Below are 12,968 nucleotides of genomic sequence, written 5' to 3' on the forward strand. Positions count from 1 at the left end.
TACCGTACATGTATTATTCTAGCAACATCGGTGGGAATAGAACGTGACTTGCTTCACAAAAAATCCCATTTTCTGAATGTAAACTCCAGCATCTGCCGCAAAAAATACATATTTACCGCAACAAAAAAGCTGTCTCCTCCTCTATGGAAGAAACAGCTCTAATCATGTTTATTATTGAATCAAATCAACCGCCTGCTGTGGTACAAAGTAATCAACGCCGTTATATACGACAACACCGTTCAGTGCTGTATTTTTACCATTCAACGTGGCGATATTTTTGTATACCGGAAGCTCCAGCTTGTTGCTGCCCTTCGTCACTGTAATCACCTTCGTGTCCGCAGTGAACTTGGCACCTTTTGCTTCAAAAGCAGTTTTTGCAGGAACAAACAATTGCTTGCTCACGGTATCCAAATCCAGTCCGAGCACACGTGTCATGTATTTATTGACATCCGTGTTGTCGATCACGCCTGATGGACGATCTCCGTTCGGCGCATACGTGTACAGTACAACATCACCACCCGTATGACCTCCTGTAGTCCAGCCAATATTTGCGCGTTTGCTAATGATCGGTCCGACCGCATAGTTCATGCTGCCTTCTTTGGCATCTTTGATCGTTTTTACTTCTTCATCTGTCAGATCCGTAATGCCAAAATACGTGGACAGCACTTCTTTTATGTTGCTGCGATCTGCATTCAGCTTGGCTTCCAAGCCTTCACTTGTCAGCTTCGCTTTTTTCAGCGGATCAATAAAAGAAGCTAATGGCGTTTTGTCATAATTGCCTGTTGTATTGCTGCTGCCAATCGTCAATCCACCGTTTCCGTGATCTGTTACTGCTACAACAATGGTATTTTGGTTTTGCTTGGCGTAGTCCAAAGCGACCTTCACAGCATCGTCAAACGAAAGCACGTCACTCCCCGTTATAGGCTTGCTGCATGCTGAGTGCATCATAATTTTTACGATCAGGGTAGTGGGCGGTAAAATCGGCCGGAGTGGCATGCATAATCTCCGAGGTAGCAATAATCCCAGTCGATTTCCCTGCCAGCTTGGAAGCCTCTAGAATGGAAGCTACGGGCTTTTTGGCGTCACCCGCTGCAATCGCTTGTTGTCCAGGCATGGTCGCTTCGTCCGGAAGGACGCCTACATAGCCCGTGTGCGATTTGTGTCCTGTGGCAAAAGCAGTACCCGCCGGAGCGGAATCCGCAATCGGAGCATCCGCAGAATGCGTGCGCACCATGCCACTTGCCATGCTGTCTAACGTTAAGGAAGAACCTTTATACCATCTAGCCAGTGCAGTGGCATCATTAGCCATACCGTCCGGAATGAGAATAATTACATTTTTAATCGACGTGTCCTTTTCGACTGCCATCGCCGTTCCGCTGCTTACTGCTAACATCATAGTCGCCGCTACAAGTACAGCCACCGATTTTTTCGTATGTATCCCCCCAACATTTTAACATTCAATTTCCTCCCAGAAACTTTATTGTGCAACCAGAACTAAGATTAATCATATTTTGTCAGGAAAATGTTAAGGGAATTGTCTAACTATATTAAAGATGCTCTCTGGAGTATTGGTCTCACTCAAATTGCCCCTGTAATTACCGATACGATACTTTCACGCAGTGCTTTGGCGTTTTGTGACTTGTATGGATCAGCATTAAAAAGGATTGTATCTGCAGTGTAGTTCTCTTTTATACGTCCCAATCTGTCCCCATATCCCAAAATTTCAGCGGCGAACTCCGTGGCAGCCTGCCAGGCCTCTTTTCGAGTTAATCCACAGTCTATGAGTGTGTCTAATTCCTCGAGGTTGCGTCCATGTAACGAAGGTGTGGCAAAATCTGTACCGAACGCAATTCGTACGCCTGCTCTTTTGGCATAGCTAACGGCTTTAGGGTGGGCTTCGGCGGCGCGGGCGGCGCGATCACAAATTTCCCTGTCAAGTGAAAGAACTCCAGACGGGTCCGCAGCAATACGATAAATGGAAGCAGTAGGCACAAAGGCTGTCCTTGATTGCGCAAGCCGGTTGGCCTGAGCCTCGGTCAAATACATTCCATGCTCTATAGATTCCACACCAGCGGCAATAGACCAGTCTACAGTAGGTCCGCCCCAGGTATGAACCATGACTTTCAGGTTGCGTGCATGGGCGCTGCGAACAATAAAAAAGAATTCTTCCTCAGAAAAAATCGGGTTCAGCACTGTATCTGGCGACGCCCCTAGCCCCCCCGTTGCAAGAATCTTAATCCAGCTTGCCCCGGAATTCTTAATTTCTGTTACCCGCCGTTCCAAATGCTTAAGACCTCGTGCATCTCCGACTCCAAGCATATCACCACAGGTGTAAACTCTTAAAGGCTGGCTGTAATGCTGACTGATATGCTGAACAGTGCTTGGCAAAAGCCCGCCTGCATCACGCACTGAAGTCACACCAGCCCGGAGAGTGGCCTCAAAGGCTTGCGCCTGCAACACTTCGATCTCCAGTTCATCGCGCTTCTCCTGGTCAGAATGATCAAAATCCGTCCATGCCAAATGGGTATGAAGGTCAATTACGCCGGGGCTGATCCATAAATCGCCATCTGGACTATTTTGTTGCGCGTACGGAGATACGGACTCTGCAATGGACGAAAAACGACCATTGCTGATCGTAATATCGAATCGTTTCCCATCAATCCCCGCCACAAATATATTATGATATGTTAGCTCTTTTTGAATGTTATTTCCCATCTTTATTCCCCCAGATTGACCTTTGGGCCGCCAGCGCAAGATCAGGATCTTGATGCATAAGCTCTGCAAGCGTCAGGATGGCTTCTTCAACGCTTTGCTGATTTGCCTTCGCTCCAAAATGGTTAATACGTAAGAGTTTATGATGCAATTCTCCGTCTCCGGGTGCGACAATGCCTATGGGCTGTTCGATATTGAAATGGCCGCCTTGAGGAATCCGAACCGTTGTAGTCAACGTTGAGTAGCTGTCTTTGTTCCGCTGCCACGGTTCAAGGCCCAAGGCTGTAATGCCAGCAATTGCAGCGGACGTAGTTAAACGATGACGGCGGTTGACCGCTTCCAGACCTTCTTCTTCAATAAGCTTTAAGGCCTCTATAAGCGCCCGGGCTTCCAAAACAGGGATGTTGGGAGGAACCCGTAAGGGAGTCGCACTATCATGAGGACGCTTTAGGTCAAGCAAAGACAGAATGGAATTGCGCGGCGCATTTTCGTTGGAGGCCAGAAACTCCCAGCCACGGGGAGAAATCCCCACAGCGCTGATCCCGTTAGGCCCGGATAGTGCTTTTTGCGCGCCCACAGCTACAAAATCAATTCCCCACTCGTCCATAAGCACCGGTTCGCCCCCGATTGCCGACACTGAATCTATCACGGTTATGAGGTTTGACCGGCGCGCAAGCTCCAATATTTCCCTTGTTGGATTGGAGCCTCCTGTGACTACTTCTGCCTGCACGAAAGAAAGCACGCATGGGTTATATCGTTCAATCGCTTCGGCGACTTCATCTACGGTTACCACTTCATCAAAAGATGTTTTGAGTTCGATGACTTCTGCTCCGCCACGCGCAAGCCAGTTACCAAAAATCGTTCCATAGGGACCTGTCACAATGTTTAGAATTGTACGGTTGGGCGCAGCTATGCCTGCTGCTATGGCTTCAATTCCCAGGATCGCCTCGCCCGGTATGATTACCGGGGATTCTTGGGTGGACAGGAGTTTGGAGAGCAAGTTAGTTAGCGTATCAAACTCCGATATTGTAAGAGGCACAAATCCTTTATTATTTTGACTCATAAATACCTCCTGCAGAATTGGATATTGGCATCTTGGGTACAGCGGACAAAAGCTCACGGCTATAGGGCGTTTCAGGATGAGAAAAGAATTTCTCCTTAGGGCTGATCTCAACCAGCTTTCCCTGCCGCATTACAGCAACAATATCGCTTATCGCATTGATAACACCCAGGTCATGAGAGATAAAAAGCATCGTAAGATTAAGCTCCGATTTGAGCGTGTTCAAGAGTTCCAGCATACTCCGTTGTACCGAAACATCCAGTGCGCTCGTTGGTTCATCTGCGATAAGTATGCTTGGCTCAACGCTTAATGCGCGTGCAATCGCTATCCGCTGACGTTGACCACCGGAAAATTCGTGAGGGAATCTGCCAAGGGCTCTTTCATCGATGTGAACACGTGTAAGAAGTTCCCTACATCTCTTGTCCACTTGAGCGCGGTCAACAATCTTGTGAAAAAGCAAGGCTTCGGCAAGGATTTGCCTGATCGTATGCTTTGGATTAAGCGAGGAATCCGGGTTTTGAAAAACCATTTGTATTCTTTTATGCTGCTCCCGGCTTCGTCGCTTGCCCAGCACCTGAGAACCCAGCATGATCCGGCCCTCATCCGGGGCGATCAGCCCGGCTATTACCCGCGCGAGGGTAGACTTTCCTGAACCCGATTCTCCCACAAGACCAAGCGTGGTACGCTCCTGCAACTCCAGGCTTACTTGATCAAGCGCGGTAAACTTACCATAAGCAACCGTTATATTTTCTATCCGCATGGCTGTTTTCATAAATCAACGCTCCTTTCAAGATCCGGGAGAGGAAGCACTGAGTTTATCAGCATCTGCGTATACGGATTTTGCGGGTTTTGTAAAAGGGGCAAGGTGTCTCCCTGCTCTACGATTCTTCCCTCTTTCATAACGCAAAGCTTTGAGCACATCGAGGAAGCTACGGCAAGATTGTGCGTAACAAATACCATGGCAAAACCCAGCTCCTTTTGAAGACTTGAAATAACGTCAAGTATTTGCCGTTGAACCGTTACGTCAAGCGCTGTTGTTGGCTCATCACAAAGAAGGATGCCCGGCTTGCACGCCAAAGCCATCGCAATAACAATACGTTGACACTGGCCGCCTGAAAGCTGGCGGGGGTAACGGTCAGTATGCTTTAAGGAATCGGGAAGACCAAGCATTTCAAGCAATTCCAAAGCTATTGTACGCGCGACCTTCCGGCTCACCTTCTGCCTGTAGTACACAACCTCGGCAAGCTGCCGGACCACCGGGCAGAGAGGGTCAAGCGCCCTTATCGGGTCTTGAAAAATCATTGCGCATCTGCCATTGCTCCTGATATTCCCGCCAACCTGTTCAATACCGGAGGGAAGCAACCCTATGATGGAGCGCAGGGTGAGCGATTTTCCCGATCCGGATTCCCCCACAAGTCCTATGCTTTCGCCCGCTTCAACTGTAATACTAACATCGGTGACCAATTGATGATTCGACCGCGTCCTGAGCGACAAATTTTCCACTTCTAAAATTGGATTCATAGCATTCATTTTCTTCTCCATATATCTGCCAGCCCATCGCCCACAAGGGATAAGGCTATCCCCGTATATACCACCGCAAAGCCCGGGATGGCTGAAAGCCACCACTTTGTAGAGATAAAGGGCTGCCCATCAGAAATCATCGTTCCCCAATCCGGAGTTGGCGGCGCAATGCCGATACCGAGATAGCCTAGCGTAACAATGGCCACAAGCAGAACAGCCATATCCGTCATAAGCACTACCACTGCTTGCGGTAGCACATTCGGCAGAAGATGGCGCAGTATGATTTTAATATTCGGGATTCCCAGTGTCTTGGCAGCGGCTATCCATTCCTGCTTGCGAAAGGATGCGCTAAGACCCTTGACCACACGAGCGTATACGATCCAGCCAACGAGAGCAAACGTAATATATATCCCCTGTTCACCCGTACCGCTTGCAAACGCCACGATAATGACAATCAAATAAAAAGGGAACGCAATAAACGTATCGGTCAAAAGCGTGATAACCGTGTCTACCCATTTACCATAATACCCGGCAAGCATTCCCAGAAACACCCCCATACAAAAAGGGATGATCTCCGCCAGCACCATAATCTTCAAATCAGTCCGTGCGGCATAGATCAGCCGTGTAAACAAATCACGCCCCAGTTGATCGGTTCCCAGCCAGTGTTCGAAGGACGGGGGTTGTAAAGTTGCCGAAATATTTTGATCAGAAGGCTGGTAGGGGCTAATAACCGGTGCGAACACTGCAATACCTATGAGTAACGCAAACATAATACTGCCCCATAAAAGAGATGGAGTATTTAGTATTTTTCCCCAAGAGCTGTTGCTCCTGCCGGCCTTCTGAATCTGAAGATCTAATTGCGTGCGTTTCATTGTTCTCCTTTCGTCCTGGGATCAAGATACCCAGAAGCAACCTCAATCACGAAGCCGATGATGACCACTGATATCGCACAATAAAGAGCAATCCCCTGTATCACAGGAAAATCCCGGTTTGAAATGGCTGAAAATAACAGGCTTCCGATACCCTTGAGGCCAAAAACCTGTTCAATTACCAACGTGCCGCCCATCAGGTAGGCAATGTTTACGCCAAGCAGCATAAGAGCGGGAAGTGCGGAATTGCGCAGGACATGCTTCACCAGTATGACCCGGGCGGGGATTCCCGCAGCCTTCAAGGTCACAACAAAATCCGATTCCAGCACTTCCAGCATCTGCGCTCTTAAAGAACGAACAAGGGAGGGAATTTGCGACAATCCGACAGTGATCGCAGGTAGCGCGAGACTGTATAAGATTCCAAGCCAACCCTCGCCGACTCCCCCGACGGGAAACCAGCGAAGCCGAACGCTAAATACCAGAATCAGAAGCAGTCCAACCCAAAAAATCGGCATACCGAGCGTTACAGCAGGCAAGATGCGTATCATATGATCAAGCAGTCCGTCTTTATGTGTTGCCGCAAGGGTGGCCAGCACCAGCGAAAAAATGATGGCAAAAAGACAGGTCATTGCAATGAGCAGCAGCGTCACGGGAGCGCGCTCTGCAATCAATTCTCTTGAAGAAGTCTCAAAAACAATCGAAACCCCGGTATCACCGTGTGTAAAGATATTGTGCACAAAGCCTATAAACTGCTCCCAAAGAGAACGATCCAGCCCCAACCTGTGACGCATACTCTCAATAGCCTCAGCTGTGGCGTATTCCCCCAGAATCATTTTGGCGGGGTCTCCCGGCACCAGCCTTATGATGAAGAAGACTGCCACCACCACACAGATGACTACTGATGCCGCTCTTATCATAGCGCGCACAAGCCATCTGTGTGGGGAAGTTAGATTTGCAGACAATCCGGCAGACTTTTTAAATATATTGTGGGCCGCCAAGGATCTAATTACCTTTCACACGTACATCTTCAAAACGAACACTGTTATTGGGAAGCACGACCAGGCCATCAATGGAAGAACGAACACCTTTCAGAATATCCGGATAATAAAGTGGGATGTAAGGCACTTCATCTGCAAGGATTTGTTGAAGCTTGGCGTAAATTCCTGCACGTTCTTCCCCATCAGGTGTTTTTTGCCCCTCGTGCAGGAGCTTGGTAACTTCATTGTTCGTGTAATGAGTCCAGTACGATTTGCTAAAGCCTTCCGGGTCTGTCTGGAAAGCGAGGATCGAGTTGGCTTCTGGAGAATCCGCCTGTCCGCTGTTGATCATTGCCGAAAAATCATAGGCAAAGAAACGCTCGCGGAATGAGGCCAACTCAACAGATTCGATTTGGATGTCTATGCCGATCGTTTTGGCGGCCGCCTGAATAATCTGTGCCTCCTGAGTTCTTGAGTTGTTTCCAGAGGCAATGAGCAATTTTGTAGAAAACCCATTAGGGAACTTTGATTTTGCAAGCTCTGCTTTGGCAGCGTTCGTATCAAAGCTGAGCGCTTTAATCGTATCGTTCGTGTTGTAGGGAATGGCTGGCGGCAAAAGCGAATTGGCTGGCTTTGCGAAACCAAAGGTAACCGCATTGGTCAATCCATTACGGTCAAGAGCCAACGCCAGCGCACGACGAACGTGCACATCCGAAAAATGCTCGTCCAGGGTATTGAAGAACAATTGCTCTGTCACCCAGCTTCCATTGGTCGCCACCTTGGTATCAGTGCCTTGTTTTAATTCATTTACATTTTCAAGAGCTACAGACTCAATAGCATCTATCGCGCCAGCCTTCAGCTGGTTAATCGCTTGGCTGTCATCTTCAATAAGCTTGTAGACAAGTTCATCGATATAGGGCTTGCCTTTCTGCCAATAGTATTTATTTTTGCTGAAAGTAAGATCACCGGCAGAATCCCATTTCTTAACGACGAAGGGACCAGTACCGACCGGATTCTTGAAGAATTCTTTTTCCGAGACACCGCCGAAATCCTTTGGAAGGATACCATTGGAAAAGTTTGAGAGTTCAGAAATAAACGGCGTATACGGCGCTTTAAGCTTAATTACGAGTGTTTTTTCATCTTTAGCCGAAAGCGAAGCCACCTTTGCCGCTATTGCAAGAGGACCTCCTACATTCAAATGGCGCTGAATTGAAAAAACCGCGTCCTTGGCAGTAACTCCGGTTCCGTTTGAAAATTTCAAGCCATCGCGCAAAACAAAAGTATAGGTTAAACCATCTGCGCTTATACTGTGCGACTCTGCAAGCCAATCCACAATCTTTCCATCACTGTTAAAGGCGACCAGCGGCTCAAATACTTTGTCGATAGCAAAAGCATTATTGGATGTAATCTGATTATGCAAATCAAACGAGGTTACGGAAGCCGGGCGGCCATATGTAAAGGTTCCCCCTTCCGCGGGTTGATCAGCGGTTGTGCTTGGGTTAGTTGCGTTTGTATTTTTACCTGCATCATTTTTGGAGCCGGAGCATCCTGCCACGAGAACCAATAAAAGAAATACTAAAGATCCAACCAAAAACGGCTTCCTAAAAGATACAATAAGTTTGGACATCCCATTTTCCCCTTTTCCCCAATAAAACATATTGTTTTAATATGAATAGTATTATGGATGAACCCATTTGCCATGTCAAACAGAATTAAATACCATAATTTAAAAATTCATAGATAAAAGTAAGCATAGGGATTTTCCAGCTTGTGAACACATGGAGTTCATTGGGATTGGGATTTTGATTGAAATATTGTATAATCACTCTATGATGTAATAGGTAAATCTTATAAGATACGATGATAAAAGGAGTCCGAAACTCGATGGAATTCAGACAGCTTCAATACACCCTGCAAATTGCAGCGGAAAAAAACTTCTCACGTGCAGCAGAAAAACTGCACATTGCTCAGCCTTCCCTGAGCCAGCAATTGTCCAAGCTGGAGAAAGAGCTAGGGGTCCTGTTATTTCAACGCAATACAAGTGCGGTGGAATTAACGCATGCAGGAGCAAGCTTTGTGGAACAAGCGAAAAAGATCGTCGATGCAGTCGAGCAGCTCCGGCAGGAAATGGACGATATTTCTCAGCTGCGCAAAGGTAAGGTCGTCGTCGGCAGTATGCCTATCACGGGTTCCCATTTGCTGCCACATGTGTTGCCTGTATTTAAAAAAGCTCATCCGGACATTGAAATTGTTTTGGTTGAGGATTCATCCATGAATCTGGAGAAAAAAACAGCCAGCGGCGATACCGATCTCAGCCTGCTTTCTCTCCCGTTAGTAGAGCCGACACTTTCCTATGTGCCTATCGGTGAAGAATGGATTGATCTCGCTGTTCCCCCGGGTCACCCGCTGGCTCTGCGCAAAATCGGTGACCAGCCACAGCCAGTGCATCTGGAAGAGCTGAAAGACGAACCGTTTGTCGTCCTGAAAAAAGGGCAAGGCTTCCGAAAGCTGACGATGGACTTGTGCCATCAAGCGGGCTTTGAGCCGAATGTGGTGTTTGAAAGCACCAATATGGAAACCCTCCAATCGCTCGTAGCGACAGGGATGGGGGTGACACTCGTGCCTCGTTTTATCGCCCGGGCCGCCAGCAGCGAGTTTGTTCCAGCATTGCTGCCACTGGCTGAACCGACACCAAGCCGCACGCTGGCTATTGCGTATCGGAATGGGCGTTATTTATCCAAAGCCGCCGAGGCTTTTATTGAAACTTTCCGCGAAACGGTCAAGCAGCTTTCCCAAAAGTAGTTCTCACGTAAAAAGACCGTCTTCCTCCCCAGCCAAAGCCAGAGAAGAAGACGGTCCCGGGGCTACACCCCTATACATTACACATTTAATGTTCAGTTCCATTAGGTTCGATTACAATGTTGCTATGCTGCTCCACCTGGTTTCAACGAACCTTATTATGTTCCCTTGAATTCCATGTCAGCCTCGCCTGATTACCTTAACCTTGCTCGGAAACTCCACTTTATCCATCCCGCATCACTTCTTTCCATAAGGTCTCATGCCCTGGTTTCCCAAGAATGTCCTACCTCAGTTCCAATGTGCTGTGTGATCCCAAAGTGCCTATCCTCGCCTTATCGTGATCAGGGTCGCCCTGAATCTGGTGGACTTTTATCCTGATCATAGCCCATTTCGTGATTATTGCCGACAACCTGTCTATTTAAGCCTCTCGGCCGTGACAGGCCATCCCTATTCGCCAGTTCGGATCTACTTTGGTTATCCATCGTTATCAACCTCCTGGTGTCGGGATACTATTATAATACACCTATGGGCTGTATCTGAAACAGGAACGGTAATATTTATTTAACGGTCATACAGAGAAGGACGACGGTCCTCGAATACTGGAATACGCCCACGTACGTCCTGCACCAAGGCTGACTCAATTGTTCCTGTGATGATGTCCTCCTGCTCTCCGCCCTCGGCAATGATTTCTCCCCACGGATCAATAATGAGAGAATGCCCGAAGAAATCCGTATCTCCACTGCGTCCTACCCGGTTACAGGCGATGACGTACATTTGATTTTCAATGGCCCGTGCAGTCAGCAACGTACGCCAGTGATGAAGCCGGGGATGTGGCCATTCCGCAGGTACGACAAGCACATTTGCGCCAGACAGGGCCAGACTGCGGGCTAGCTCGGGAAAACGAATATCGTAGCAGATCGACGCACCCGCCTGAATCCCTCCATCCAGCGCGAATAAAACCTTTTCCTCGCCAGGCTGCAAATATTTTTCTTCATCCATAAGCCGGAACAAATGAATCTTGGAATACGAAGCAACCTCTGCACCGGATCGGTCAAAAACGAGCATCGTATTGTACACATGACCGTCGCTTTTCTTCTCCGCGATAGATCCGGCTACCACGTTCACCTGATGAGTAGATGCGAATGCCGATATCCATTCGCGGGTTTCCGCTCCTTCCTGGTCCGCCAGCTCATGAATGCGGTCCAGCGCATACCCCGTGTTCCACATTTCCGGCAGTACAATCAGGTCCGGCTTTAATTCGGCTGTCATCGCTTGTTCCATTAACGTACGAATATGACTGCGGTTCTCCGGGGGATTCCCCAGCTCAATATGAGCTTGTATGAGTGCAACACTGAACGGCTGAGCTTCATGATATGTCAAAATCGTTCATCCTCCCTGTGAACCGGAGCTTCCGGTGATCGCTTGTCCGGCATTTTCTCCCATCATAGCCCGATCAGGCTCGGCCACGCAACCGCATAAGACCAATCCCCTCTATACAACTTGGTTAAATCGTGATAAATTAATCCTCAAACTATTCCAAAAGGTCGTGTGAAATGATGAGTAAGTTTTCCATCCCCTCCGCTGATGTGATGAAACAGTTACCCACTCAATTTTTTGCCACACTCGTACAAAATGTAAACCGTGAAATTGCGGCAGGGCATGATGTCATTAATCTCGGGCAAGGGAACCCGGATACACCTACCCCACTTCATATTGTAAAAGCTTTGCAAGAATCAGCGGATAACCCGCTGTATCATAAATATTCGCCTTTTCGCGGTTACGGCTTTCTCAAGGAAGCCGTGGCCCAGCGCTATCAGGAGGATTACGGTGTGACACTTGACCCGGAAACTGAGGTCGCCATCCTGTTTGGCGGAAAAACAGGCTTGGTGCAGCTACCGCAAATTTTACTCAATCCCGGCGATGTGTGTCTCGTGCCTGATCCCGGCTATCCGGATTACTGGTCTGGCGTAGCCCTGGCTAAAGCGGAAATGTCCTTTCTCCCATTAAAGGGAGAGAACCGTTTTCTGCCCGATTATGAGGCTATTTCCGAGGGAGACCGCCGCCGAGCCAAGCTGATGTTCCTCAATTATCCGAATAATCCGACCTCGGCCACTGCACCTCTTTCCTTCTATGAGGAAACGGTTGAATTTGCGAAGCGTAATGGCATTGTGGTGGCCAGTGATTTTGCCTATGGCGCTATAGGTTTTGACGGCGAACGTCCGGTAAGCTTCCTTCAGGCCGAGGGTGCCAAGGACGTAGGGATTGAGTTTTATACCCTGTCCAAAACGTACAATATGGCGGGCTGGCGCGTCGGTTTCGCGCTCGGCAATGCCGAAATAATCTCGATGATTAATCTGCTACAGGATCATATTTATGTAAGCCTGTTTGGCGGCATTCAGGCAGCGGCGGCAACCGCTCTGACATCCTCGCAGGACTGCGTGGGCGAGCTGGTTGCACGTTATGAATCGCGCCGCAACGCTTTTTATGATGCACTTGAGCAAATAGGCTGGAAGGCGATGCGTCCGAGCGGTTCCTTTTTTAGCTGGTTGCCCGTGCCGCAGGGTTATACCTCAGCTTCCTTTGCCGATCTGCTGCTGCGGGAAGCCAAGGTGGCTGTTGCTCCAGGGATTGGCTTCGGTAACGGCGGCGAAGGATATGTGCGGGCGGGGTTGCTAAGCTCGGAAGCTCGACTGACCGAGGCGGTTGAACGAATTGGCAAGCTGAGCCTGTTTGGTTAAGCCGTATTTTCCAGCTACAACTTCTTTGCCAAACCCGGCCTTTTCATGGTATTCTGTTACCAATATCATTTAGCGTGTTGAAGGGACTATTAAGAGAGACCCGTCCTGTTCAGAGAGTAAATTCCGATAGGCTGCAAGAATTTACCTGGACCCTCTCCCAACTCCTATCCCCGAGCGCCCTGCGCAGTCAGGCGGTTCCTGCCGTTAACAGGTTTCAAGTGGGATGATCATGAATCATCAATGAAGGTGGTACCGCGGAAGCACAAACTTTCGTCCTTTGCATACAAAGGAT

11 protein-coding genes and 1 pseudogene are annotated in these 12,968 nt (G+C 48.6%); 2 read left to right on the forward strand and 10 right to left on the reverse strand.

The genetic code is table 11. The annotated features are described in order from the left end of the window. Positions 1 to 171: 171 nt before the first annotated feature. The 8 genes and pseudogenes from E0698_RS04730 to E0698_RS04765 form a co-directional block, all read right to left on the reverse strand. A pseudogene (locus tag E0698_RS04730) lies at positions 172 to 1,457 on the reverse strand (alkaline phosphatase). 121 nt (positions 1,458 to 1,578) lie between these two features. After that, positions 1,579 to 2,715 (reverse strand): amidohydrolase family protein, encoded by a 1,137-nt coding sequence (locus E0698_RS04735; protein WP_192510792.1) that lies wholly within the window; start codon positions 2,713 to 2,715, stop codon positions 1,579 to 1,581. Then, the gene (locus tag E0698_RS04740; protein ID WP_192510793.1) at positions 2,705 to 3,775 is read right to left on the reverse strand and encodes a pyridoxal-phosphate-dependent aminotransferase family protein; all 1,071 of its coding nucleotides are present in this window, start codon (positions 3,773 to 3,775) and stop codon (positions 2,705 to 2,707) included. The genes E0698_RS04735 and E0698_RS04740 overlap by 11 nt, the downstream gene beginning before the upstream one ends. Then, entirely contained in the window at positions 3,762 to 4,544 is a 783-nt protein-coding gene (locus E0698_RS04745; RefSeq protein WP_149093646.1) for an ABC transporter ATP-binding protein, read from the reverse strand. Before E0698_RS04745 ends, E0698_RS04740 begins: the two co-directional genes overlap by 14 nt. Then, positions 4,541 to 5,314 carry an ABC transporter ATP-binding protein gene (locus E0698_RS04750; protein ID WP_238353861.1) on the reverse strand — a complete coding sequence of 258 codons (774 nt, stop codon included), beginning with the start codon at positions 5,312 to 5,314 and terminating at the stop codon, positions 4,541 to 4,543. The genes E0698_RS04745 and E0698_RS04750 overlap by 4 nt, the downstream gene beginning before the upstream one ends. Beyond that, a complete protein-coding gene (locus E0698_RS04755) occupies positions 5,299 to 6,165 on the reverse strand; it encodes an ABC transporter permease (protein ID WP_192510794.1) in 867 nt (288 codons plus the stop codon). Before E0698_RS04755 ends, E0698_RS04750 begins: the two co-directional genes overlap by 16 nt. Further along, positions 6,162 to 7,160: an ABC transporter permease gene (locus tag E0698_RS04760; protein ID WP_273041342.1), complete on the reverse strand. Its 999-nt coding sequence runs from the start codon at positions 7,158 to 7,160 to the stop codon at positions 6,162 to 6,164. The genes E0698_RS04755 and E0698_RS04760 overlap by 4 nt, the downstream gene beginning before the upstream one ends. A 4-nt stretch (positions 7,161 to 7,164) precedes the next feature. Beyond that, positions 7,165 to 8,766 carry an ABC transporter substrate-binding protein gene (locus tag E0698_RS04765; protein WP_192510795.1) on the reverse strand — a complete coding sequence of 534 codons (1,602 nt, stop codon included), beginning with the start codon at positions 8,764 to 8,766 and terminating at the stop codon, positions 7,165 to 7,167. 257 nt (positions 8,767 to 9,023) lie between these two features. Between E0698_RS04765 and E0698_RS04770 the strand changes: the two genes are divergently transcribed. Beyond that, positions 9,024 to 9,941, forward strand: coding sequence for a LysR family transcriptional regulator (locus E0698_RS04770; protein WP_192510796.1), 918 nt, complete (start codon positions 9,024 to 9,026; stop codon positions 9,939 to 9,941). 338 nt (positions 9,942 to 10,279) lie between these two features. Here E0698_RS04770 and E0698_RS04775 read toward each other — a convergent pair whose 3' ends face one another. After that, positions 10,280 to 10,420: a hypothetical protein gene (locus tag E0698_RS04775; protein WP_162833909.1), complete on the reverse strand. Its 141-nt coding sequence runs from the start codon at positions 10,418 to 10,420 to the stop codon at positions 10,280 to 10,282. 79 nt (positions 10,421 to 10,499) lie between these two features. Next, positions 10,500 to 11,318 carry a carbon-nitrogen family hydrolase gene (locus E0698_RS04780; RefSeq protein ID WP_192510797.1) on the reverse strand — a complete coding sequence of 273 codons (819 nt, stop codon included), beginning with the start codon at positions 11,316 to 11,318 and terminating at the stop codon, positions 10,500 to 10,502. 176 nt (positions 11,319 to 11,494) lie between these two features. On the opposite strand from E0698_RS04780, the gene E0698_RS04785 reads away from it, so the two are divergent. After that, positions 11,495 to 12,676: a pyridoxal phosphate-dependent aminotransferase gene (locus E0698_RS04785; RefSeq protein ID WP_192510798.1), complete on the forward strand. Its 1,182-nt coding sequence runs from the start codon at positions 11,495 to 11,497 to the stop codon at positions 12,674 to 12,676. Positions 12,677 to 12,968 lie beyond the last annotated feature (292 nt).

The organism is Paenibacillus sp. 23TSA30-6, assembly GCF_014858585.1.
GTDB lineage: Bacteria > Bacillota > Bacilli > Paenibacillales > Paenibacillaceae > Paenibacillus.